Here is a 25,827-nt window from a genome sequence, read left to right as displayed (position 1 = left end):
TATTTTTAGTCTGTATAACCAGGGTTTTGAGTTAATTGTCTGTTAGAGTTGAGCACATTTCTGTGTAAAGGCCAGTAGGCTTTAGTTTCCGGATTCAGGAATCCCGGAGCTTCCAGATTTCCGGCAGCAGTTTGTCTTCTTTTAAGGATAGGATCCATCACCTGTTTAACGTGATTGGTCCGTACCAGATCAAACCATCTTTTACCCTCTCCAAAAAGTTCCAGCTGTCTTTCATCCAGAATCGTATTTTCCATTGCCGTCTGATTGGAAACCAGTGGATCCGTAGCCAGATATTCAGGAACCATCGCTCTTTTACGAACAAAATTCAGGTATTTTAATGCGCCGGCCAGATCACCGCTACCGTTTAACGCTTCTGCATATAAAAGATAAATATCTCCCAGGCGGTACATCGTCAGGTATACCGGCAACAACTGATTGCTTGCCGGAAAGGGATCAGCCGCAGTTGGGCTGGCCGCTGTAGGATACCATTTAATAAAACGGTCTCTGTTTGGTTTTGGCTGAGCCAGAAACACATCTGCCGTTTGTCTTGGTCTGATATCCGGAGACCTTGTAGGCTGAGTTTGGGGCTGGAACCAGGTTGCCCAGATGTCCTCATCCACCACCACTTGTTTATTGTTGTTCGTCCAGGAAGTCTGCATACAGGCACAACCATTTTTAAGGTAATCCCAATGGATACTCCAGATCGACTCATTACTTGTTGCCGGTGCGGTAAACAACGTTTTCCAGGTTGCTGAAGGTTGAAGATTTGCTTCGCTTGCACCTGCATAAGTTGCGCCCAGTGGTCCTTTTGCAGCAAACAGGTTATTGATCCATTTGATGGCATTCGGATAATCTTTCTTCCACATGTACACATCTGCAAGCGTGGCACAAATAGCGGCTTCTCCAATGTTATACACGACCGGTTTTGAACCTTTAACCACCAGGCTATACGCCTTTTCCAGATCCGGAATAATCACCTCTGAAATGATCTTATCTTTAGATTCTCTGCGGAAATCTGATTGTTCAGTAATGTTTACATAAGGTTCCAGTCTGATCGGTGCATCTCCCCAAACCCTCACCAGATAAAAATAACTGATGGCGCGCATGGCATGAGCCTGACTAAGGTAACTATTGCTCAGGGCAGGCGTAAGTGTCACATCCAGGCTTGCAGCCTGCCCCATATATTTAATGGTACTATTGGCCCTTCCGATTACCGTATAAAGACCGCTCCAGTCTGAAAACTGATTCGTAGGCGTCAGACTGTTCAACACAATTTCGTCTACATAGTCTTTGGTGTACGACAGGAACCGGTCAAAATTATCGGAACGGTATTCTCCCCAGTACATATATTTCTCTGTATACTGCTCCTTCCCTATCATTTCCTGCTGAAATGCAGCATAGATGGCTGCCACAGAGGCTTCCATATCGTATCTGTTTTTGTAAAAATCCTCTACAGCCACCTGAGCTAAAGGTTTTTCATCTAAAAATTTCTTACAACCGCCTAATAATAGCGCTGTAGCTAAGGCAGACATTGTGATTATCTTACTCGTCTTCATCTTATTAAAAATTAATGTTCACACCAAAACCAAACTCTCTTCTTCTTGGATACTTTCCGGTATCATCACCAGGAGTCAATACGTTATCTGTGCTGAACTCAGGATCATAACCACGGTAATTCGTCCATGTCAACAGATTTGTTCCGTACACATAAGTGGTTAAACCTTTCAGGAAAATACGTTTTGCCCAATCCGGATTTAAGCGATAAGAAAGCCGGGCACTCGATAACCTGATAAAAGAAGCATCTTCGATATACAAGCTGTTCTGATTGGTTTTCAGGTTTCCACGGTTATTTTTCTCTATATAATAAGGATATTTGGCTACATCACCCGGTTTTCTCCAGGAGTTGTAAACGATCTCCGGAGAACCTGCACCTGTATTAGAAGGGTTATTTTGTGTTTGCAAAAGTGAGTTGTACACTTCTCCGCCAAATGACCCGTTGATCAGAAAAGACAGCGAGAAGTTTTTGTAACGGAAATTGTTCAGCACACCCAGGTAGTAATCCGGAGTGGCATTTCCCAGAACCTGACGGTCTGCATCATCGATCACCCCATCCTGTCTGACCTCTTCCCATTCTGCATCTCCACCTTTGAGTTTACCATCCGGTGCACGTTTACTTTGAACGTTTCCGGTATATTCCCGTCCATCCTGTGTGTATACCGGTTTTCCGTTCACATATTTAGGCTGGCCGTTTTCCAGAACCACATTCAGCTTTTTCCAGTTCTCATCGTATGCGTTGGATTCGTCCCACTGGTAAACTCCCAGATTTCTCCATCCGTAGAAGTTGCCCATCTTGCCTCCTTCTTCCACATACCATTTGTTTCCTGCGAAGAAAGGAACACCATCCGCCAGTTTTAAGACTTTACCTCTTTCAAAAGAGATGTTTGCGGTCACATTCCATTCAAAATCTTTCGATACTATTGGCGTACCGTTTACCACAAACTCCAATCCTTTGGTTTGTATCGTTCCCACATTTACCTGTACCTTACTGAATCCGGTTTCTTTGGCAATCTCTCTTGGATACAAGAGGTCGGAAGTTTTCTTCACATAATAATCTCCGGTAAAGCCCAATCTGCCTTTAAAGAAGCTCAGGTCTAAACCTATGTTATTCTGTGTAGTGGTTTCCCATTTAATGAATTTATTTCCAAGAATAGTGGTTGGCGCTCCTGCACCGACACCATTGTAATTTCCACTGAATGCAATTCTGGTCCGTGCTTCGTAATCACCGATCTGGTCATTTCCCAGCTGACCGAAACTGTAACGGATTTTGGCATCTTCCAAAAAGGATTTCGACCAGGACATAAATTTCTCATCAGAGAAGCGCCATGCTGCTGAAGCAGACAGGAAATCTCCCCAGCGGTTTTCAGGACCAAATCTCGAAGAACCATCCCTGCGGTAAGTTCCCTGCAAAATGTACCTTCCTTTATAGTTATATCCTAATCTTGAAAATATTGAAGCAGTGGAATTTGCCGTCGCTTCCGTATAGGTTTTTGGTGCAGTCAGGTAATCCGGCAGCGTCACAAAGATCTCTTCACTTACACTGTTTAAATATTCCGTCTGAAAACGGTCCATTCTTTTCCTGTCGGCACTAAATCCCAATAAACCAGAGAAGTTATGGTTTTCATTAATGGTTTTATTGTAGTTTACGAAAGCCTGATATTCCCAGCTAAAGTTCTTTCTCATTTGATTTCTTCCGGCATTCTGATCTCTGTTGGGAGAAAGGATTCTCGGAAGGAAATACAGGTTCTGGAAGTTATCCAGTTTCGCATTGAATAAGGTGGTAAATTTCAGGTCATTAGTGAACTGATAATCCAGTTGGTTATTGAACTGTCCGGAATAGGTTTCATCCTCATCCCTTTCAAACAAAGCCTGAGCAATCGGATTCCTTTTTGAGGCAATATAACTCGTAAGCGTGCCATCAGGATAGTAGATCAGGGAATAAGCAGGTCTGTCGATGACTACCCTCACCGTATTTCCAATCGGGATCTGGTTTGATTTCTGCCAGGTGAAAGACATGTTATTGGAATATTTCAATTTTGGAGAAACCTGATAGTTGACATTGATCCTGGACTGTAAGCGTTTTGCCCAGCTGTTGATGATGATGGATTTGTCGTCCATATAGTTTAAGCTGGTATAATAGCTCAATCCTTTTTGTCCGCCGCTGATGCCCATCTTCACTTCTTTCCTTTGCGCAAGATTTCCCAGCAGGAGGTCCTGCAGGTTATTGTCGGCATTAAAGCTTGGATTCAGGGAATCTGTTCCATTTCCTCTGCCCTGAATATCGCGGAAAGCACGTACTTCTGCAGAGTTGCTCACCGGAATGCCATGAGCCAGGCGTCCAAATATATGGTTATAAGTCAGGTCAATGGCCGGTTTTCCCTCCTGACCTCTTTTGGTGGTAATTAAGATTACTCCGTTGGCAGCTCTGGAACCATAGATAGAGGCAGAAGCTGCATCTTTCAGAACTTCCACGTTTGCAATATCTGTAGGGTTAATCGCTGCTCCGTCAGGATTGATCACTCCATCTACAATATATAATGGTCCGTTACCCCCGTTTAGTGTCGAGGCCCCGCGAATCTGTACCGATCCCGTTGCTCCGGGAGCACCACCTCCATCATTTACGATTAAAACCCCTGCAGCCTGACCTTGTAAGGCATCAAAAAGGTTCACCGGCTGACGTTCCAGGATGGTTTTTTGATTGATAGATGAACTGGCACCGGTCAGGTCTTTCTTTTTCGCTACCCCACCGTATCCGGTTACTACGACCTCTTCCAGGTCAGAAAAATTTTCTTTAAGGCTCACATTGATGTCTGTTTTCTTGCCTACAGGGATTTCCTGTGAGACAAAACCAATATAGCTGAACACCAATACCGCAGCATCCCCTGTTACGGTCAGGTTATAGACCCCGTCTACATTGGTAGAGGTTCCCGTGGAGGTGCCTTTTACTTTTACACCCACACCCGGAAGCGGGACTCCTTTGTCGTCCTTCACTATTCCCTTGATTTTGCTTGTTTTCTGTGCAAATACAGCGGGCGAAAATAACATGCCCAGGGCAAGTAAAACGATCACGCCAACCTGTCTGATATTACATACTTTCCATTTGTTAGACAAATAGAGGTTCTTAGTATAAATTTCCTTCATACTTCTGTTTTAAAAAAATGAGTAAATACTTTAATTGATAATCTGTTCAGGAGACGGAGCCATCAATCCCTTATGGCCGCTGGTTTGGAGGTTTTCATGTTCATTTTGTTTAGGTTTATATTTGGTTGGTATAAGGGATGACGTTGGTTGGTTGACGATTTATCCGGTTACAAACTCCCGCTGGTAAGAAAGCGGGCTTTTTCCGGTAATTTTCTTGAAACATTTATGAAAGCTGGCGAAATTGTTAAATCCGCTGTTATAGCATATTTGTTTCAGGTTGAGGTGTGCTTCAATCAGGAGCTTACAGGCCTGTCCGACTTTAATTTCTGTGAGGAACTGCGAATAGGTTTTGCGAGTTCTGGATTTGAAGTATCGGCAGAAAGAATTCGGACTTATTTTGGCTACATCGGCAATCTCTTCCAGACAGATCTTATTTCTGAAGTTGGCATAAGTATATTCATAGATATCACTGATGCGGTCCTTCTCTACCTGCTCCAGGTCGTATTGAAAGCCTACAGAGGCCAGTGATTCCAATTGTCCGCATTTGGCAATTTCTACCAGGGCCTGCATCAGCATGATGATTCTTTCGGTACCCTCTGCCTTCAGCATTCTGGTTAGCAGGTCTGCCACCTGTTGTCTGTTTTTTCCGGTTACCTTCACTCCTCTTTTGGATTTCTCCAGCACATCCTTTAGCAATTTGTTTTCAGGCAGGTTCAAAAAGAAATCCCCCCATAGGTCTTCGCTGAAATGCGCTACTTTAACATCCAGGCTTGCGGCCTTTCCGTTTTCATCGAAATAGGCTTCATCGAACTTCCAGTAATGAGGAAGGTGCGCGCCTACCAGCACAATATCTCCCGAATTAAAAGGTTGTATGCTATCCCCTATAAACTGGGTTCCTTTACCTTCATTGAAATAGATCAGTTCCAGCTCCTGGTGGTAATGCCATTTGTTATTTACAAAAGGTTCTACATCCTGCCTTACACTAAATGATTGAGCAGGAGCCATTGCTACTTTAAGTAATTGTGCTTTCATAATCAATAATTATCTAGTTGATAAACTGGAAAAAGAATATTGCGAAACCTGTATATAACAGGAAACCACAGAAAGAAGGATCATCGGATACTCGTTCATAGATTCTTTAATCTTAACAGATATTTATAATTGGTTTTGCTAATGTAAGTGTCATGCTCCTCCCTGAGGGGGTGAAATCTTAAAGAAAAGGGGTGAAATTCTTAAATTAGCAGGGATTATTCCTCAAAAGCATAATCAGAAGGGGTACGTCCGAATTGTTTAATAAATTCTTTGCTGAAATATTTCGGATCATTGAAGCCCACGATATAAGCAATCTCATATACGGTGTATACGTTTTGGCGCAGGAGCTGGGCAGCCCTTTTCAGACGAACCGATTTGACAAAATTATTTACCGTTAGTCCGGTCAGCACTTTGATCTTCTTATATAAAACCGGCGTACTCATCCCCAGATCTGAGGCCAGGGTATTCACACTGAAATCAGCCTCGGCAAAATTATTTTCAATGATGAGCATCACCTTGTTCAGGAATTCCTCATCAGAAGATTCTATTAAAATATTGGAGGGTTGTAAGGTAATCTGCTGACTGAATTTGCGCCTCATATTTGCCTGAAGCATGAGCAGATTGGAAATATTGAGCTGCAGACTGTTGATGCTGAAAGGTTTGGTCAGGTAAGCCTCCGCTCCTGTCCTGAGCCCATTTACCTCATGGATATTTCCCGAACGTGCGGTAAGCAGGATAATCGGGATATGGCTGGTCCGTACATCCACCTTTAAGGTACGGCAAAGCTGTAAGCCGTCCATCACCGGCATCATCACATCACTGACAATCAGGTCGGGGATTTTTTCTATCGCCAGGTCAACCCCCTCTTCTCCGTTTTCTGCTACCAGGATCTGGTAATAAGGACTCAGCGACTGTACAATAAAGTCCCGTACTTCATGGTTGTCTTCGACAATCAGTAAAGTCAGCGGTTCTTCCGTAACATTTTCCTGAGGCAGGCTCGTCCATACATTTTCAGGATCGGGATTAAACTGGTAATGTTCCGGGTTCTCGCTGTTCAGAAACTCTTCTACCAGTTCTTCTTTAGAAAAATGTGTTTGTCCCAGCTTCAGTTTCAGACAAAAGCAGGTATGCATGCCTTCCTCCGTCGTATTTTTTTCATCCAGCAGGAACAAACCTCCATAGTGGAGCTGCGCAATCTTTTTGGACAATGCCAGGCCGATTCCGGTACCACTGTTTCTGGACAAAGGATCTTTTACCTGGTAGAAATTGGTAAAAAGCTTTGCCCGGCTTTCTTCGGGAATTCCTTTTCCATTGTCCGATATCCTGATTTCCAGAAAACCGTCTTTTGTTTTTAGTACCGCTAAATGAATTGCGCCACCATCAGGAGTAAATTTAAAAGCATTGGATAAGAGGTTAAACACTACTTTTTCCAGTTGCTCATTATCAAAGTAAACCTCAATCTCCTCTTCCTCACTGATAAACTGATAACTGATCTGGTGTTTGATGGCCAGGTATTGAAAAGAAAGGAAAATCTCCTTGGCAAAAGGCACGATATTTCCCGGAGAGATGTTAAGCCTCAGTTTTCCTGATTCTGCTTTTCTGAAATCCATCAGCTCATTGACCAGCCTGGTGAGCCTTCCCGCATTTTTTCTTACCGTCAGCAGTTTCCTGTTTAAGGCCGGAGATTCCTGGGTTTCATTAATCAGGTTTTCCAGCGGCCCCACAATCAGGGTAAGTGGTGTCCGGATTTCATGAGATACATTGGTAAAGAAATCGAGTTTCATCTGATAAAGCTCATGCTCTCTTCTTAAGAGTGCACGGATCCATAAAAATCTGGAAAACAAAAACAGGAGTCCCAGGAAGCAGCTCAGGTAAATCAGGTAAGCCCACCAGGTTTTCCAGAAAGGCGGGTTCACATGGATCGTTAAGCGTGCAGGAGCAGCAGTCCATACCCCGTCATTATTGGAACCCCGGATCAGTAAAGTATAAGTTCCCGAAGGAAGGTTCGTAAATGTTGCAGAAGGGCTGCTTACATAATTCCAGTCTTTTTCAAAACCCTCCAGTTTATAGGCGTACCTGTTTTTCTCTGACTTGATGTAGTTGAGTACCGCAAAGTCTATCGTAAAAATATTCTGGTGGTGGGAAAAAGTAATGGATTTGGTCAGGCTGAAGTTCTCTGAGAGCAATTCTGTTTCATCATTGATATTGACCGGTTTGTTAAACAACCTCAGGCGACTGAAGACTGCTTTCGGCACCATTTTATTGTCTTTGATCTGATCCGGAAAAAAGCTGACCATACCATTGAATCCGCCAAAGAAAAACTCGCCCTTACTATCTTTAAAGAATGAATTGTAATTGAATACATTTCCCGGAAGGCCATCTCTTACGGTATAGGTTTTGAACACCTTGCGGTCGAACTTGGAAAGGCCGTTATCCGTACTGATCCATAAATATCCTTTTGCATCTTCCAGCATTCCGAGCACGACATTGCTCGGCAGCCCCTCCTCTTTGGTAAAAAACCGTGTCGTTTTCAGTTCCGGAATATACCGGATCAACCCGGATTCATATCCTCCCAGCCAGATGATGCCTTTGGAGTCCTCCTGAATAAAATTGATGTCATTAAACTTCGTATCGTCGTTCCTGGTCTTAAAACGCCGGAGGATATTGGAATTGTTTTCCAGGATATACGTTCCCGAACTGCAGGCGATCCAGATGTTCTTTTTAGAATCTTCGAAGAAGCACCGTACAATTCTAAGGTCATGCTCCCCATCCTTTCCGGTATAGGGATCAAAATTATCCGACTTTTCGTTGTAAAGGTAGATTCCCTGCGCCCGGGTCCCGATCCAGAAACGCTTCTGACTATCGTGCAGCAAGGCTATAATGCGGTTAGAATTTAAGGCGTAAGGATTTCCGGGATTGGGTTTATAATGTTTGAAACTTCCGGACTCCGGCAGAAACAGGTCCAGGCCGCCTTCATAAGTGCCCACCCATACTCTTCCTTTATGGTCTACAGACACTGCTTTAACCAGGTTGGAGCTCAGTGAAGCCGGATTTTCCGGATCATGTCTGAAGCTATTGAATTTCCCGGAACTGCGGTCGTAATAGTTGAGGCCTTCGGCTTCCGTACCGATCCAGAGGTTATGCTTTTGATCTTCCAGAATTGCGCTGACGACATTACTGCTGAGCGCGTTTTTGCCGCTGTTAGATTTATACTCACGGAATGGGGTAGAATTTTCATGGTAAACATTCACCCCTCCGTAATATGTCCCTACCCAGACCGAGCCTGCAGCATCCTGCATCATATCGTAAATTGAATTCTGATTCAGACTGGAAGGATCATCCGGATGGTGGTTCAGCACCCTGACCGTCTGGTTTTCTACATCAATGATGTTGATTCCGTTTAAGGTAGATACCCATAACGTCCCGTCTCTGGCCACCATCATTTTACGGATCACATTGCTGCTGATGCTGTTGGCCTGTCCTTTTTTAGACTTGAAATGCCGGAATGTCCCCTTTGTGCGGTCCAGGAGCTCAAGCCCGGAGTTATGGGTGCCGATCCAAAGGTTATGCCGGCGGTCTTCCAATATCGAACTGATGTCGTTATCGCTTAAGCTTTCCGGCCGGCCGGCTTCATGAATATAGGATTGGTAGCGGTATTTACCCTTTTCCAGCGTCATGCTGCTCAGTCCCTGAACGGTCCCGATCCACATCACATTGTTATGGTCCTGATGAATCGCTTTGATCAGGTGATGCACCCGTCCTTTAGCCGGACCTGTACTGGTAAAATAACGCTCAAACTTATCCGGGCCCACCATTTTATTCAGACCGCTGTCTGTGCCAACCCAAAGGTAGCCCTGACGGTCCTCATAGATGCACCTGATGATGTTATTACTGAGGCTGTTCTTTCGCTTCGGGTGGTATTGAAAACGTTTAAAGGAGTTTGTTTTCGGCAGGTAGAGGTTAAGCCCTTTCTGGGTACCCACCCATACATTGCCCTTATGGTCTGTGAGGAGCGCATTGATGTTCATGCTGCTCGTTAAAGAAGACTTGTCTTTTTTATGGTATTTATAGATTTCGAAATTCTGGGTATTGAATTTATTGAGTCCGTCTTTTGTCCCGAACCACATAAAGCCCAGACTGTCTTGTGTAATCGATAGCACACTGCTTTGAGAAAGCCCGTTTTCTACAGTGAGGTGGTTAAAGCTAATGTTACTCTTTTGCGCAGTTGCTTCTATCGTATAAAAGAGCAGCACAAAAAACAATAGTTTGTAAAAGTTCATATCAGGTTAGGTTACCATATATTCAGGATCTTCAGGCTTAACCCGATATATGGCGTATTTGGTCGGAGGTAAAAGTATATAATTTAATGGAAATTCAAAGGTAACATGTTACTGATTCAACCAGTTTTTGAAAGCTTCGGCCCTTTCTTCACTAACCACCACTTCCAGTCCTTCAACCGGCGCAGGTTCCAATACGACCCTTACCCTGTTCCGGGAAAGCTTGTACATTTCCCTGATGGCGTTGATGTTGATGATGAACTTCCGGTTGATGCGGAAGAAATCCGAGGTATCCAGTTGAGGCTCCAGGCTACCTATGGTCTCTTCAATGATGTAATTTTGCTTATCATTGGTGACCAGGAAAAGATATTTATCGTCGGCCATAAAATAAGCCACATCGTCTGACTGCACCGTTTTGATCAGTTTACCCAGTTTAACCATAAAGCGGTTACGGATCCTGGTTTCTTCTGATTTTGGGCTGATCTGCGGGATATCCAGTTCTGTAAATTTACGGATACGGTCCAGTTTGGCCAGGGCTGCCGCTACGTCTTCCTCATCAAAAGGTTTGAGCAGGTAATCGATCCCCTGGTTTTTAAAGGCTTTTAAGGTATACTGATCATAGGCAGTGGTAAAGATGACCGGACTATTTACAGGTACCTGCTGAAAGATCTGGAAGCTTTCCCCATCTCCGAGATGGATGTCCATGAACAACAGATCTGCGGTATTTTTGCTGAGCCAGGAAACGGCAGATTCCACCGTCCCCAGAATGGCGAGTACTTCTATTTTCGGATTCAGCTGCAAAAGCATCTTGTGCAGCGTATCTGCTGCCAGTTCTTCATCCTCAATAATTAATACCCTCATCCTTTTTTTACTGAAATGTAAATGTAAAAAAAAACTCCGGCCTGTAAAACAGACCGGAGTGATTCAAACGCTTAACAGCGTATTTTAAAGCTCCCCCCTATTGGAGATTTGGATTGGCGGTGATTGCTTCCTGAGGAAAACGAATCACATACCTCGGATCATTTTTCTGCAGGGTATACGTCACCCCGTTTACGGTATGTTTTAATTCCGGCTGACCATAACGTTTCAGGTCATACCAGCGATGGCCTTCCAATGCCAGTTCTCTTTCTCTTTCATTCAGGATTTCCTGTAAAAGGCCTGCCTTGTCCAGTCCGGATATCCGGGTTTGTTCGGTAGCAAAATAAGCAGGAGTCAGACGTTTTGCCTTTAAGGCCATCAGGCTCTGTAATGCCACAGACAGGTTACCGGTCTGTAAAGCTGCTTCAGCCTGAATCAGGTAGAGCTCTCCGTTACGGAACGAAATCTTATATTCACTGGAAGCACCTTTCTTTCCGATATACCTGCTTCCGGACCGACCGAAATATAAGGCAAACCGTTTGTCGTTTTCCTGGTTATAGATGCCGATCAGGTGTGGTGCGATAAAGCTGATCTTGGTCAGGTCACTGTTAAAAGCATCTTCCATCGACATGATGTTTTCTTTGGAAGTATATTGATTAGGTAACAAAGGATTTTCGCCTGCGTTCAGGTCTTCCAGCTGGTTGCCCAGTGCCAGTGCATCCTGACTCGCTTTCAATGCGTTTGCCCATTCTCCCCTGAATTCATAAATCCTGGCCGCGAAAGCTAAAGCTGCACGTCTGGTGAAACGGTAATTTTTACCCGCATCAAAATTATCTACATTCAGTAATTTCTGTCCTTCTGCCAGGTCGGAAAAGATCTGATTGTATACTGCTTCTACCGATGCCGGTTTATAATTTTGCTCCAGGTTTACCGTCACGGCCAATGGAACGCCACGGTCTGTTGAAGCCGTACTTTTATCGTAGGATTTAGCATACAGGTTCAACAGTTCAAAATGATTGTAGGCACGCAACAAATACGCCTCCCCTTTCAGTTGTGCCGTTTCCGGAGTTTTCCCCGCTCTGTTTTCTACATCAGCAATGACAGAGTTTGCATAAAAGATGGACTTATAAAATGCGATGTATGGAAAGGCTGTAGAAACCGGATCCGGATTGGCATCATTCCATTTATAGCTATCGCGGTAAGCCGCGGTTCCTTCTTCATTCTCATTCAGCAACAATTCATCCGTGCGTAAGGCCAGCATGGATTTATGTTCTGCAAAGCCGGTATAACCTGAATTTAGCAGTGCCCTGAAGTCTTCTGCAGTGGTAGGAATTACTTTTCCTACCGGTTCTATATCCAGATATTTTTTGCAGCTGCTGGCTGTCAGAACCAATAACAGGGCTGCACTTAATTTTATGATCTTCTTCATCAGATAATTAATTAAAAGGTAGCATTTAAACCAATAGAAATACTTCTAGTGATCGGTTGTGAATAGATATTGCCATAAGTTTCCGGATCAAAGAATCCTTTATGACTGCTTCCGAATACAAAAGGATTTCTGCCCTCCACACTAATTCTCAGGCTGTTTGCTTTAATCTTTCCAGACACAGCTGAGGGTAAGGTATATCCCAGACGAATGCTGTTGATCCTGACATAGCTCATTTTTTTCGCAAAGATGTCCAGGTCATTATAGGTATTACCCGGGTCATTGCCATTCTGCCATTTATAGGCCATCCATCTGGCGCCTGCAAAGCTGTCGTTACCATAGATTCCAGGTAAGTTGCTGCCAGGATTTAAAGGAGACCAGGCATTCAGGATATCTCTCGAGTAATTACGTCCGCGATCCACCTGCGCCGGGTTGTAAACCGGTCTTGCTTTTACCCATTGGTTAATGTTAAAGATTGCCGTCACCGAAAGGTCGAAATTCGCGTAGCGGAAACGGTTGGTTAAACCTCCTGTAAACTGAGGATCCATATCACCTGCATAGCTATAAAGGCCTTGTGTGCTTTTTGCATCCAGTCCACTGTTGACGATTTCACCAGGGAAGAAGTCTGCGTAAGGGTCATATAATTTATAGAACTCTTCCAGGGAAACTGTTTTACCATCTCTCTGGAACTGAGGGATACCATTTGCATCCAGTCCGCTTGTTTTGATCACAAATAAAGCATTCAGCGGATATCCTTCTTTTGAAGGAGTCAGCTGGTTATCACGGATTTTATCTTTAACTACCCTGGTTTTATTGTGCGCGATGTTAAAATCTGTCCACCATTGGAAATTGCTGGTACTGATGTTTCTGGTAGAGATGGTCAGTTCCAGACCTTTATTTTTCACTTGTGAAGCATTGGAACGGGTAAAGTTAAATCCGTTTTCCAGCTGTAAAGATTGGGTTCCGATCAGGTCTTTACTAGAGCGGTTATAATAATCAAAAGTAATTTGTATTGCATTATTTAAGATACCCAGATCCAGACCCGCATTGAAGGTCGAAGTTTTCTCCCATCTCAATTTATCATTTGGCGGGTTTGACACCGAGATGGTCGGCTGATTTGTTCCCGGAAGAATCGATCCGTTGGAATAATCCCCAACCACGAATGGCGAAGTATTTTTATCGATATTCCCCTGAAGTCCGTAAGAAGTTCTTACCCGAAGGTTAGAAATCCAGCTGATGTCTTTAATGAATTTCTCTTCATTGGCATTCCAGGCACCTGAAACCGAGTAAATAGGCAGGTATCTGTATTTCGGATCTACCCCGAAAAGGTCTGAACCATCATAACGGATACTTCCGTACAAGGTATATTTTCTATCGTAGGTATAAGATAAAGTACCGTAAAAGGAAGCAAATGCATTCTCATTTCTGGTCTTCTGATACGCGCGCCAGGTCGATTCCTTTGCAAAGTTTGCATTCGGGAAAACGATGTTCTGATTGGTCAGCGTACGTTCATTGTAACCAAATCCTTTGGTAATGATCACGTTGTTGTTATTTCTTCTCAGCTCAGATCCTGCCAATGCTTCAATCTCATGTTTTTCATTGAAGACCTTTTTATATTCCAGGATAGATTTCCAGTTGTATTGGAAGAAATCTGTATTCTGGTTCTGAATGGTTCCTCCTACAGGCAGGAAATAATCATTTTTCTTAATCGCTGAATTATAGAATTTAGACGATTCTCTTAGCTTACGCAGGTAATATGAATTTTGTCCGGCAAACTTCTCTACTCCTGTGTCTTCAAACTGAACTCCGAATTCGGTGCGCAGGTTCAGGTCTTTATTGATTTGGTAGCCCAGGTCGAATACTGCTTTCACACTCTTATTGTCCAGGGTGTAATGCGTATTGGCACGCTCTTCCAGCATGTTAAAAGGAAGGTAAACATCTCCATTAACGTTACCGAAAATATCCGGATCATACGTATAGGCACCGGAAGCGTCTCTTGCCTGCAGGTATGGGTTTACATTCCTGCTGTAAGTACTCAGGTTGGTAAATGAATCTGCATCTGTCAGGTAATTATTACGCTTAGATTTTGAACCCAAAAAGGACACCCCTGCTTTTAATTTCTGAGAGATGTTAAAGTCCGTTTTCATCGTCAGGTTATACCGTTCCAGTCCGGTTTGTTTCGTCGTTCCTTTTTCATTGTAATAACCACCGGAAACGTAATAGGTAGCCTGCTCATTTCCTCCGGATAAACCCAGGGTATATTGCTGGTTGATGGCCGTCTGGTACAATTCCTTGCCCCAATCTGTACCTGCTTGACGGAGGTTATTGATGGCATCCTTTGTAGCCGGGCTCAGGCTGGAGAAACCACCTGTTCTAAACTGGTTCAACTCACCACTTTTGCTCAGGATTCTGGAAACGCCACCCTGGTTATCTCTGTAATTCAGGTCTGCTCTGGAAGCCAGTCCCAATTCAAAATCTACCTTTTCATTGGCATTCATCAGGTTTAGTTTATTCAGATCCGGGCGTTGTGAGATAAAGGTATTTGCACTGAAGTTAATTGCCATCGGTCCTTTTTTACCTTTTTTGGTGGTGATCACGATTACTCCGTTTGCCGCTCTTGCACCATAGATTGCCGTTGCAGCCGCATCCTTCAAAATGGTAATGTCGGCGATATCGTCCGGATTTAATCCAGCAATCGGCAAGTTGCGCAGCTGATCGATATTGTCTTTATCCGCAATATTGTTCGGCAGGTCCGTTCCTTCCAAAGGAAGTCCGTCTAATACCCATAAAGGGTCCTGGCCTCCGTTTAAGGAAACGGTACCACGGATTCTGATTTTTGGTGCAGCACCTGGTCCGCCGGTGATGTTGCCAACCGCAACCCCCGCAACCTGGCCTGCCAGCATCTCGTCTATACCAGATACACCGGTCTGACGGATTTTACCATAATCCAGTTTGGTAGTTGCCGTCGTATTTTTACGTTTGGCAATGTCAGTATATCCGTTCACCACCACTTCACCCAGTGTATTGTCGCTGTTTTTCAGGGAAACGGTGATATTGGTTTTATTGATGATATTGATCAGGGCTGCATTGTATCCCAGGTAGCTTACTTTTAGCGCTGTAGTTCCTTCCGGTACTTTTAAGCTAAACTTACCATTGCTATCCGTTACCGTCCCGATTACCGAATTCTGAATCACTCCGGGAACGCCGGTCTGCTCACCGATTACGGCATTGTCTACAAATACAGAAGCTCCCGGTATGGGCAAGCCATCCTTTTCGTCCAGCACCAGTCCGGTGATGGTCGTTTGTTTCTGACTGAAACCTGCAAAGCTGATGCCCAGCAGGAACAGTATTAAAAGTAATTGTTTATTCATATCCCCTATATTATATATTAGTTTGTTGGTTGTTTTTAATTCATTTTAAGGCTCTGACGAATCCTTAAGATCAGGTCCATATAATGCCCCTTTGTGGCGTCATCTCCTCTTCCTTTATTTTTTTCCAGCAGGGTTACAATCTGTAACAGTTCTCCACGTTTTGCTGCTGCCACATCAGAAGTTCTGCTCATGGAGCTCACCTGTATGTTTCTTGCAGAGATCGCCTCTCCTGTTGCCGATTTATCCGTATCACCAAAGTCACAGATCTGCAGTTCGTTTTTAAGCTTAAGCTTGTTTTCCTGTAAGGATGTTTTGGTGATTTTTTCCAGCATCTTATCCGTGCTCACCAACAGTACATCTACATAGTTCTGCTCCAGCATGCGGTCTTCTACGGAAAGGTTTTTACCGTTTAAGGTTTTCGCAAAAACAGTTCCTCTCAGTTCTTTCAGTAATTCTGCAGCGGTAAACACCTTGTCTTTACCCAGCATCACTTCCATCTCCATCATTCTCAGCAGGCGCTCCTGACTAACCAGGCTGTACAATAGTCCGTATTGAAACTCGCGTTTCAGGTTATAAGGTGCATATTCATAAGGTCCCATCGGAGATTCTTTAATCGGGAAGGTTTTTTTCAGCAATTCCTGATCAAACAACCATTCCGGTGCCACCAATGCCTGCTCTTTTAAAAAGCCGAGGGCTTTCAGCTGCATGGCTTTAGGAACCGGTGTGTACGCATTCTTATGGTCGCCAGCCACCGGGTTTTCCAGGTATATCCCCCCTATATTTGCCATCACATGTTCTGCATAGGTTTGCCATTGATAAATGGTAGCCATGAACAACTTTCCGGCCTGAATATAATCTTCACCTTCATTGGAAGCCCAGCTTGAAATCTGAGGAACCAGGCGTTTCAGATTTGCCAATCCATACTCGCTTGCTTTAACGGCATCATCCCCTAAGTCTTCTGATTGTGCTCTTGGATCGATCACGTTTTTAGAATCCTGCTGTTCGCCATAATGGTATAAAGGATCATCAGCATGTTCTTTGATCCATTGTCTGAGTACAGGAAGCTCCTGATGCGGATCTTCCACATCTAACCAGCGGTAACCCCATGCAATTGCATATTTATCATAAAGACCGATCTGAGGGGTAATATTGGTGACCTTATCTTCCGGTTGTGCCACATAATTAAAACGTGCATAATCCATAATGGAAGAGGCCGTTCCACCCATACGATTGGTAAAAGAAGGCGAGCGCAAAGAGTCTACCGGGAAAGAGAAAGAGGAACTCATGTTGTGCTTTAAGCCCAAAGTATGGCCAATTTCATGAGAAGAAACGAAACGGATGGCATGCGCCATGCGTTCATCAGAAAGCTTATTTTTTCTGGCTTCCGGATCAATTACCCCGGTTTGCACCCTCATCCAGAAATTCAGGGAAGTCATCACATTGTGCCACCAGATCACATCTGATTCCAGGATTTCTCCGGAGCGTGGATCTACCACCGCAGGGCCCATCGCATTCGATTTCGGTGAAGCCGCATAGGTGATCTCCGAATAACGGATGTCGTCCCCATCGTAATCAGCCGTATCGGTAACTTCTCTTGCCTGAATGGCATTTTTAAAACCTGCCTGTTCAAAAGCTTTCTGCCAGTCGGTTACCCCTGCAATAATTTGTTTTCTCCATTGCGGAGGAGTAGATGGATCGATATAAAAGATGATTGGTTTTACCGGTTCCACCAATTCCCCTTTCAGGTAACGGGCACGGTCTGCCGGCTTAGGCTCCATTCTCCATCTGGTTAGCAATTCCCTGGTTTCCAGCTTGTGCTGCGCATCAGAGAAATACCATCTTGGAGTGGTGAAAAATCCAACCCTTTCATCTGCGAAACGTGGTTTCATTGGTTTTTCCGGTAATAAAAGCAGGTTTGTCGTTACCGCCATACTGATCGGTGTACTGGATCTGCCTTCGGTTACCCTGGTGGTCAGTAATGCACGCACCACAATATTTTCGGGAAAGCTCTTGATTCGCTCTATTGCGGATAAAGTGGTTTTAGGCGCAGTACCTAATCCAATATCGGTAAATACATCGTTAAAACTTTTGTCTGTACCATCAAAAACCCTGTTCATTTTGATCACTACTGCCGAAGAGTCCGGTGAGTAGGCTTCAATTTTAAAAGATTCAATCACAGAAGCCACAAAATTATCGTTCACAGAACGCGTAATCGCATCTCCTGCCGGTGATTCTACCTGGGGAACAATTGATTTTACCCATATGGTTTTCGCCAGTTTATTCTGAGAGAAACGAATCACTTTATTGTCGTAATTGATTCCTTTATTTACCCCGAATTCGTTCAGTGAAAGTGGAACAGAAGAGATTTTGTTGACGATCAGAAAATCCTTTCCCATCAATTTCAGGGGGATTTCAAAGTAATAATCTGTTTCTACCTGGTGAACCTTAAATAAACCATTAAGTGTTTTTGCTTTCTTTAAAAGTTCTGCATAATTTTTCAGGTCTTTGCCTTTTGTGCTATCAGCGGTATCCTTTTTTTTCAGGCTATCGACCACTACTTTTTTAGTGACTTTCTTAGGCAATTTCTTCGGGCTCTGTGCGTTAACATGGAACGCAAAAAGGCATACTAAAACTACTAAAAAGGAATTCCTTGAAGTATCGGCTAGTTTAATCTGGTGTTTTTTTTCGGTTGAAAAAAATGAAGTCTTATTCAAAATCATGTTCCAAAGTGCTTCATAATTGGCACATTATGAAATTATTAGGAGTGGAATGGCGCATTATGTTTAGTGAAAGCGCGGTTTTAAGGAGTGAAAAAATTATTGTTAATTAAATATGATGTCCTGATTACTATTCAGTTAAATAAAGTACCGGGAGTTCACAGCGGTAAAACTCCCCTTCGATACCATACTTTAGCTGCTGGTTTCCAAAATAAGCGTAGGTACTTTGAAGGTAGTTCAGACCTTGCTTTCCCGAATCCCTGACATCTGTACGCAGCTGCAGGTTATTGCTCACCACAATTCCCTCTCCCCTGCTTTCGATCCTGATTTTAAGGGGTTTGGATTTGGATAAAATATTGTGCTTTACCGCATTTTCCACCAGGGTCTGTAAGCTCATAAATGGAATTTTCCCCTGCAGATGGGCTTCCGATAACTCCAGGTCCAGCGGCTCCAGGGCTTCTCCAAAACGAATTTTCAACAGGAAAAAGTATTCGTTCATGAAACGCAGTTCTTCGGCAACAGTAGCCAATCCGTTAGGATAAGATTCCAGGACGTACCGGTACACCCTGGATAACTTTACGACAAAAGATTTTGCCAGGTCCGGGTCCTGTGCAATTAAAGCATTTAAAGAGCTTAAGGAATTGAAAAGAAAATGAGGATTCACTTTTTCTTTCAGTTTTCCAAGTTGTAACAGTGCATTTTCTTTTTGCTGACGTTCAGCAATCAGGTTCAGTGCCTGTTTTTCCATAGAGAGTTCCTGACGATTGATCTCCACCTCTCTTCTGAGCAGGAATTCCTTCTGCCACCTGCGCTGGTACAACCATATTAACACCAAAATGACAGTTACGGCGATCAATCCCAGGTAAATAGAATAGCTCCGGATTGCCGTCACATCCTCCTCCAGCACAAAGTCCGGAATATCAATCACGACAGTCCATTTCAGCCCTTCAATTGCATTGGGAATATAATAACGGGTAACCGGGATTTTCAGGTAATCAGAAATGACTTTTTCATGTTTGATTTTGCCCTCCTTCATCACTTCGGTGATGAGCATTCCAGGCTTCAGGTCGTACAGCTTTTCGCCGATCAGCTTTTCATTCGGATTATTGATACAGATCCCGTTTTCATCCACGATAAAAGCATAAGCGCTTCCTGTAGGGTCTACATAATAAAAAAACCGTTGCAGTTCCTCCAGGTTGAGGTCCAGGCCCAGCATCAGTTTCCCTTTGTCGGATTGCACTGTGTTTGAAGCCGTCATCCACCTCAGGGTATCCCTTTCAGTGATCAGTCCGGATCTGACCATCGTGCTGTTCTGAGCAGACAGTTGTTGTTTCACCCAGCTTTTCAGGTACTCAGGTAAGGCGGTTTCTTTAAAAGAGTGAGCGGTACGAACCAGGTAAGAGCATGAAGTATCGCGGCCTTTTATCACCGCATACCATGCCCTGTTGACCTTTTTATCCGCAAGCAATGCTTTCCCCAGCGTTTGGCTCAGCTGATCATTTATATTGCTTTTATCTGCTGCCTCGGGAAACAGGTTGATGGCATTCAGGCTGGTATTGAGGATGTTATTAAATTCATACCTGAAGATGCTGAGTTTTTGCTTGTAGACCACACTGCCCGTAAACTCAGCGATTCTGGTCATACGTTGTTCCACAAGACGGCCGGTAAAGAAAGTGATTCCGGCAATACACAAAAAGACAGTCAGACCGATGACCAGCAGGTACCGGGGGTTTTGTAACGCAGGCTTCATTGCCGCAAAGATAAGAAAATGAGAATGATAAAGAACCCGAGGCTGCACAAACGTTTGCGCGAACTCCGGGTTCCTTATTTATTTTCCAGGGCTGAGCTGCTGTGTTTCCTGGCTCAGACAGGCCTATTTCATACTTCTGACTGTGGTATTTCCACCACCATCCAGTGTTAAATTAACTGGTTTATTGGCGGTCCATCCACCTCTGGTAAAATCAGGGATGTCTACACTGGATGATCTTTTAGATACCGATTTCTTGCTTAGCGGCACAATACAGCTCCATGCTGCAGCATCGTAAACATCCTGATCTAAAGGAAGTCCGTTACGCAGACAGTCGATCAGTCGCCAGTCCATCATAAAGTCCATTCCGCCATGTCCACCTACTTTTTTAGCGATATCTCCCACATGTTTGATCAGCTGAGGAGTATAGGTCTCGTATAATTTTTTCATTTCGTCCTCTTTCAACCATTCTTCGCCAAAGGTGATGCGTTCAGGATCAGGCCATTTACTGGCAAATCCTTTTGTACCACTTAGCAAATGAATTCTGGAATAAGGTCTTGGGGAGGTCACATCATGCTGCAGCATTAAGGTTTTTCCTTTGCTCGTCCTGATGGTTGTGGTATTCATATTTCCTCTGTAGTTCCTGCCTACAAACTCATTGTAAAAAGGATCCGTTTTAGCTTTCTCTTTTGCGGTATCGCCCATCATAAAGTCGTTGGTCGATACGGAAACCAGATAATCCATTTTATCCCCTCTATTGATGTTCATACATTGTGCAATAGGCCCTAAACCATGTGTCGGATATAAGTTTCCATTGAAATCAATGTTTTCTTTCAGTCTCCACATGTTCTCATAACCCTTCTTATTGAAGTTCAGGCCTAACAGGTCATGGATATAAGCACCCTCTGCATGGATCAGCTCTCCGAACATTCCCTGACGGGCCATGTTCAGGGTCAGCATTTCAAAGAAGTCATAACAACAGTTTTCCAGCATCATACAATGCTTACGTGTTTTTTCAGAGGTTTCTACCAGTTTCCAGCAATCTTCGATCGTGAGGGCTGCAGGAACCTCTGTAGCCGCATGTTTTCCATGCTCCATAGCATAAACTGCCATTGGTGTATGCAAATGCCATGGGGTGCAGATATAAACCAGGTCCAGCTCTTCTTTGTCGATCATTTCTTTCCAGCCATTTTCGCCGGAATACTCTGTTGCTTTAGGCAATCCCTTCTGGGTCAGGTATTTTTGTGCAGATGCCGCTCTTTCCGGAATTTTATCACAAAGGGCTTTAATTTCTACCCCTTCAATAAATGACATCCTTCCTACCGCACCAGGGCCTCTCATGCCGAGGCCAATAATGCCAATCCGGACTTTATCAATTTTAGGAGCAGCATAGCCACACATATTGAATTTTGGTGCAGCACTGGTATAACGGCTAAGGTTTTCTTCTTCCTCTGATACCTTATCATTTGAGAAAGCAGGGAGTCCGATGGCCACGGCTCCCGAACCAATGGCCAGGGTTTGTAAAAATTTTCTACGGTTAGGTTTCATTTGGTGGTTAAGTTTGGTTAGTGTTTGATGTATAAACGAATATAACGATTCTGTCCCCTCCTCTTCAATGCTTTGTCAACGCAAACGCTTGCGTAAATTACAGATCGCGCTTATTCCATTAATTTTTCAGCTTCCTGATCTTCATATTTGAGAATCTGGGCTTTTAAGGTTCCTTTAAGCACTTTGGTAATCTGCTCATAGCCCTTTTTTCCGAAAAGGTTATGCGCTTCTCCGGGATCTTTCTGAAGGTCAAAAAGCTCCCAGCCATTTACCCGTTCATAGAAGCGGATCAGCTTGTATCGTTTTGTCCTGATGCCGAAATGAGGCGATACAGAATGGACCGTATTTTCATAGTAGTGGTAATACATCACCTCCCGGCCTTTAGCCCCGCTCTTTCTCAACAGTGGCATAAAAGACTCGCCCTGCATTCCCTGAGGCACCGCTAAGCCCGCAGCATCCAGCATTGTAGGTGCAATATCCAGGTTCATCACAAAACTTTCCGATTTGCTACCCGGTTTGATTAGTCCGGGATACCGCATCATCATGGGTGTTCTGAAGGATTCCTCGTACATAAACCGCTTATCAAACCAGCCGTGTTCCCCCATATAAAAGCCCTGGTCGGACAGGTAGATCACAATGGTATTTTCTTTCAGGTCATGCTGATCCAGGTAATCCAGCGTACGTCCGATATTACGGTCCAAAGAGGCGGCGGTACTCAGGTAGTCCTTCATGTAACGCTGATACTTCCATTCTACCAATGCTTTTCCCTGAAGGTTTCTGGATTTAAAATCTGCTTCGACCGGTTGATAATAGGCATCAAACTTAGCACGCTGCTCCGGATTCATCCGTTTCACTGCTCCGTCCACCTGTTTACCATAAGAAAGCATTTTCAGGTCATAGTCCAGCGTCATTGTTTTATCAATCGTCATGTCCTGAACTTTTGCCGCTTCCCGGCCCTCATACGCATCGTAAAAGTTTGCCGGCATCGGGAAGTTTACCTTTTCAAAACGCCCCATATCTGTTGTATCAGGTACCCAGGAACGGTGTGTAGCTTTATGCCCGATAACCAGACAGAAGGGTTTAGAAGGATCTCTTTTCTCCATCCATTCTTCTGCTGCATCCTCTATCAGATTCGAGACATAACCTATTGTCTTTTGTTTGCTTCCATCCATCATCAGAAAATCAGGATTGTAATAATCACCCTGACCAGGAAGAATCTGCCAGTAGTTAAATCCTTCCGGATTGCTGCCCAGGTGCCATTTCCCGATCCATGCAGTCTGGTATCCTCCTGATTGTAACTGTTTGACAAAAGAATCCTGACTTCCTTCAAAACGGGAATGGTCATTGTCTTTAAATCCGTTCTTATGGCTATATTTCCCGGTCAGAATAACTGCTCTGCTGGGACCACAGATAGAATTGGTAACATAAGCTTTATTGAAGATCATCCCTTCTTTCGCAATCCTGTCGATGTTTGGGGTCTGCATCAGCTTACTTCCATAAGCACTGATGGCTTGAAAAGCATGATCATCAGATACAATGATCACTATATTCGGTTTTTTCTGAGCAAACAATACCGCAGCACAGAGTAGAAGACTGAGAAATAAAGGGATTTTTTTCATAAGTTAAAGATAATGACCAGGTGCTGATTAATGATTAAAGATGCTCAAAATGATAGGATACACCTTTTGCCGCATTAAAACCGATGACCTCAGCTTTATCGGTTGTACGGGCAAGCACCTTTCCCTGAGGATCTTTCAGCAAAGTATTTTCCGGTAAGGCCACTTTGCAGGCTCCCCCATTTAAAGCCAGGATGCTCCCTTTCTTCAATTGGCTGTTTTGCCATTCAAAATCTACCACAAATGCGTTTCTTGCTCTCATTCCTTTCACTTCTCCATCCTTCCAATCGGCATTTGAAGGTAATGCAGGCAGCAGACGGATCACATTATCCTTTCCGTGACTCTGCATCAGCATTTCTGCGATGCCTGCAGTTCCTCCAAAATTACCATCGATCTGGAATGGTGGATGCGCACAGAAGAGGTTTGGATAAGTTCCGCCAGAATGCATATTCAGTTTTCTAAGTGGATCTACCGGCGTTACCAATTGCTGAAATAATTTCAGCGCATGATCCCCATCCCCCAATCTGGCCCAGAAATTGATTTTCCATGCTTTTGACCATCCGGTGCCCCCGTCTCCCCTTTGTTTCAATGTTTCCCGTGCGGCATTTGCCATTTCAGGACTATCCCATGGGGTAATTTCTTCATATGGATGTAAACCATACAAATGAGAAGTATGGCGGTGTTGAGGCTCTGCATCCTTCCAATCGTTCAGCCATTCGTTGATGTCTCCTGCCGCACCAATCTGGTTCGGTGCCAGACGTTTTCTGATGCCGGTCAGTTTTTCCGCCCATTCGCTATCTTTATTTAAGATTTTTGATGCTTCAATAGTGTAACCAAAGATTTCTCTGCAAATCTGCATGTCCATGGTCGGGCCCATTGCCGTTTGTCCTTTAAAACCATCCGGCATGATATACGTGTTTTCCGGAGAATTTGAAGGAGCGGTGACGAGCCATTTATGCTCCGGCTCTTCGATCAGAATTGCCGACAGAAAATTAGCAGCTTCTTTCAGAACAGGGTAATATTTCTCCAGAAATGCTTTGTCGTTGGTAAACTTATAATGCTCCCAGATGTGCTCACATAACCATGCACCACCGGTTAAAGTAGATCCCCACTCTGCTCCTTCTCCCGGAGAGGTATAACCCCATGGGTTAGAAATCACATGTGCCACCCATCCCGGAGCGTTGTAATAGGCTTTAGCCGTTTTCATTCCGGGTTTCACCAGGCCTGCAATAAAGCGATGTAAAGGATCTGCCAGATCTCCCAATCCGGTAGGTTCTGCCAGCCAATAGTTCATCTGAATGTTAATGTCCAGGTGGTAATCCCCATTCCAGGGGGTCTGGTATTCTTCTGCCCAGAGTCCTTGCAAGTTTGCCGGCATGCTTCCCTTCTGAGAAGAAGAAATCAACAAATAACGCCCGAAATTATAATACAGAGCTGGAAACTGAGGATCAGGCAATTGTTTTTCATAACGGATCAAACGTTCAGGAGTACTTAAGGCAGCAACTTCTGCAGGAGCACCTTTCAGGTAAAATCTGTTTCTGTTAAAAAAACTACCAAAGGTATTGATGTGTGCTTTTTTCAGTTGCAAAGGATTTAATTTCTCTGCACGCAGCAGGTTGTTTTTTACAACCACCTCCGGATCCGCTCCCCGTTTACTATAATCCTGGAGGTTGTAATCGGTAGCAGCCGTCCAGAGCAGGATACATTCATCGGCATTGAGTACTTCCAGTTCCTTCCCTTTCCAGGACTTCTTTCCTCCTTTGGTCTGTACTTTTAAGCCTGCGGCGAAACGCAATCCAGCTTCTTTACCATTGGGCAGTTGCCCGGTCATGATCAGTCCCTGATCCTGCACTTTAAATGCGGCATTTTCGTTCCGGTTCATGCTGGTCGAAAAGCTGATCTTTCCCTTTTCTGAGGCCGTAATTCTGATCATCATGATATTTTCCGGAATACTGATCAGGGCTTCCTGAGTATAGGTTACCCCATTTCGCTTCCAGGTTGTTTTTGCAATTGCCTTTTCCAGGTTTAAAGTCCGGTGGTAGTCAGAATAAGCAGCAGTGGTATCCTTCCAGGAAATCAAGAGGTCTCCCATTGTCTGGTAACATCCAAAAGAGACCTCCTTACCATTCCCGAAACCGGAACCAGGGCCTTTCGCTACAAACTGTTTTTGCAGCAGTTGCTGGGCTTCTTTATTTTGTCCTTTCAACAAATAGTCCTGAATGGGTTTAAGGGAGCTATGGGCATTTTCATTGTCAGCATCCTGTGGCCCTCCGGACCATAAAGAGATCTCATTGAGGGTGATTTTATCTTTATTGGGATTTCCAGTAATTAATGCGCCCAAACGTCCGTTTCCTAAGGGTAAGGCCTCGTGAAAAGACGCTGCAGGTTTTTTAAAATAGATTTGAATATCGGAAGATTGCGCATAGCTGGTTCCGCTGATTGCGAATAGAAAAGTATGGCCAATTGTAGCTAAAAGAAAGTTCTGGTAAAACTTCATATCTGGTTTGGTTTCAGGTGTGTTACCCAAAGAACGGCAC

The 25,827-nt window shown here is 44.0% G+C and carries 12 protein-coding genes; all 12 read right to left on the bottom strand.

The annotated features are described in order from the left end of the window. Positions 1–5: 5 nt before the first annotated feature. The 12 genes from BFS30_RS18105 to BFS30_RS18050 all read right to left on the bottom strand — a co-directional run bounded on the left by BFS30_RS18105 (position 6) and on the right by BFS30_RS18050 (position 25,787). A complete protein-coding gene (locus BFS30_RS18105) occupies positions 6–1,556 on the bottom strand; it encodes a RagB/SusD family nutrient uptake outer membrane protein (protein ID WP_069380578.1) in 1,551 nt (516 codons plus the stop codon). A 4-nt stretch (positions 1,557–1,560) separates the two neighbouring features. Continuing rightward, positions 1,561–4,698, bottom strand: coding sequence for a SusC/RagA family TonB-linked outer membrane protein (locus BFS30_RS18100; protein ID WP_069380577.1), 3,138 nt, complete (start codon positions 4,696–4,698; stop codon positions 1,561–1,563). 159 nt (positions 4,699–4,857) lie between these two features. Beyond that, positions 4,858–5,730, bottom strand: coding sequence for an AraC family transcriptional regulator (locus tag BFS30_RS18095; protein ID WP_069380576.1), 873 nt, complete (start codon positions 5,728–5,730; stop codon positions 4,858–4,860). 215 nt (positions 5,731–5,945) lie between these two features. Next, on the bottom strand, positions 5,946–10,010 hold the full coding sequence (locus BFS30_RS18090) for a hybrid sensor histidine kinase/response regulator transcription factor (RefSeq protein ID WP_069380575.1): 4,065 nt from the start codon (positions 10,008–10,010) through the stop codon (positions 5,946–5,948). A gap of 108 nt (positions 10,011–10,118) precedes the next feature. Beyond that, positions 10,119–10,868, bottom strand: a complete 750-nt coding sequence (locus BFS30_RS18085; protein WP_069380574.1) for a LytR/AlgR family response regulator transcription factor — start codon at positions 10,866–10,868, stop codon at positions 10,119–10,121. A gap of 97 nt (positions 10,869–10,965) precedes the next feature. Continuing rightward, positions 10,966–12,294, bottom strand: coding sequence for a RagB/SusD family nutrient uptake outer membrane protein (locus BFS30_RS18080; protein WP_069380573.1), 1,329 nt, complete (start codon positions 12,292–12,294; stop codon positions 10,966–10,968). Between the two features lie 11 nt (positions 12,295–12,305). Further along, positions 12,306–15,662, bottom strand: coding sequence for a SusC/RagA family TonB-linked outer membrane protein (locus tag BFS30_RS18075; RefSeq protein ID WP_069380572.1), 3,357 nt, complete (start codon positions 15,660–15,662; stop codon positions 12,306–12,308). A gap of 35 nt (positions 15,663–15,697) precedes the next feature. After that, positions 15,698–18,382, bottom strand: a complete 2,685-nt coding sequence (locus BFS30_RS18070; protein ID WP_083252103.1) for a zinc-dependent metalloprotease — start codon at positions 18,380–18,382, stop codon at positions 15,698–15,700. Positions 18,383–18,509: 127 nt separating this feature from the next. Next, complete coding sequence (locus BFS30_RS18065; protein WP_069380571.1) at positions 18,510–20,129, bottom strand: histidine kinase; 1,620 nt, start codon at positions 20,127–20,129, stop codon at positions 18,510–18,512. A 123-nt stretch (positions 20,130–20,252) separates the two neighbouring features. Further along, positions 20,253–21,674, bottom strand: coding sequence for a Gfo/Idh/MocA family protein (locus BFS30_RS18060; RefSeq protein WP_069380570.1), 1,422 nt, complete (start codon positions 21,672–21,674; stop codon positions 20,253–20,255). 110 nt (positions 21,675–21,784) lie between these two features. Continuing rightward, entirely contained in the window at positions 21,785–23,293 is a 1,509-nt protein-coding gene (locus tag BFS30_RS18055; protein ID WP_069380569.1) for a sulfatase, read from the bottom strand. Positions 23,294–23,327: 34 nt separating this feature from the next. Next, the gene (locus tag BFS30_RS18050; protein WP_083252325.1) at positions 23,328–25,787 is read right to left on the bottom strand and encodes a glycosyl hydrolase family 95 catalytic domain-containing protein; all 2,460 of its coding nucleotides are present in this window, start codon (positions 25,785–25,787) and stop codon (positions 23,328–23,330) included. Between the last annotated feature and the right edge of the window lie 40 nt (positions 25,788–25,827).

Origin of the sequence: Pedobacter steynii (assembly GCF_001721645.1) — a bacterium.
GTDB lineage: Bacteria > Bacteroidota > Bacteroidia > Sphingobacteriales > Sphingobacteriaceae > Pedobacter > Pedobacter steynii_A.
Note: the sequence above shows the minus strand (reverse complement) of the source record. Positions and strands in the feature narration are given on the sequence as shown.

Coding starts and splice junctions, on each gene's coding strand:
- BFS30_RS18060 (WP_069380570.1), bottom strand. CDS start 21,674: ATGAAACCTAACCGTAGAAAATTTTTACAAACCCTGGCCATTGGTTCG.
- BFS30_RS18085 (WP_069380574.1), bottom strand. CDS start 10,868: ATGAGGGTATTAATTATTGAGGATGAAGAACTGGCAGCAGATACGCTG.
- BFS30_RS18065 (WP_069380571.1), bottom strand. CDS start 20,129: ATGAAGCCTGCGTTACAAAACCCCCGGTACCTGCTGGTCATCGGTCTG.
- BFS30_RS18075 (WP_069380572.1), bottom strand. CDS start 15,662: ATGAATAAACAATTACTTTTAATACTGTTCCTGCTGGGCATCAGCTTT.
- BFS30_RS18090 (WP_069380575.1), bottom strand. CDS start 10,010: ATGAACTTTTACAAACTATTGTTTTTTGTGCTGCTCTTTTATACGATA.
- BFS30_RS18070 (WP_083252103.1), bottom strand. CDS start 18,382: ATGATTTTGAATAAGACTTCATTTTTTTCAACCGAAAAAAAACACCAG.
- BFS30_RS18095 (WP_069380576.1), bottom strand. CDS start 5,730: ATGAAAGCACAATTACTTAAAGTAGCAATGGCTCCTGCTCAATCATTT.
- BFS30_RS18050 (WP_083252325.1), bottom strand. CDS start 25,787: ATGAAGTTTTACCAGAACTTTCTTTTAGCTACAATTGGCCATACTTTT.
- BFS30_RS18105 (WP_069380578.1), bottom strand. CDS start 1,556: ATGAAGACGAGTAAGATAATCACAATGTCTGCCTTAGCTACAGCGCTA.
- BFS30_RS18100 (WP_069380577.1), bottom strand. CDS start 4,698: ATGAAGGAAATTTATACTAAGAACCTCTATTTGTCTAACAAATGGAAA.
- BFS30_RS18055 (WP_069380569.1), bottom strand. CDS start 23,293: ATGAAAAAAATCCCTTTATTTCTCAGTCTTCTACTCTGTGCTGCGGTA.
- BFS30_RS18080 (WP_069380573.1), bottom strand. CDS start 12,294: ATGAAGAAGATCATAAAATTAAGTGCAGCCCTGTTATTGGTTCTGACA.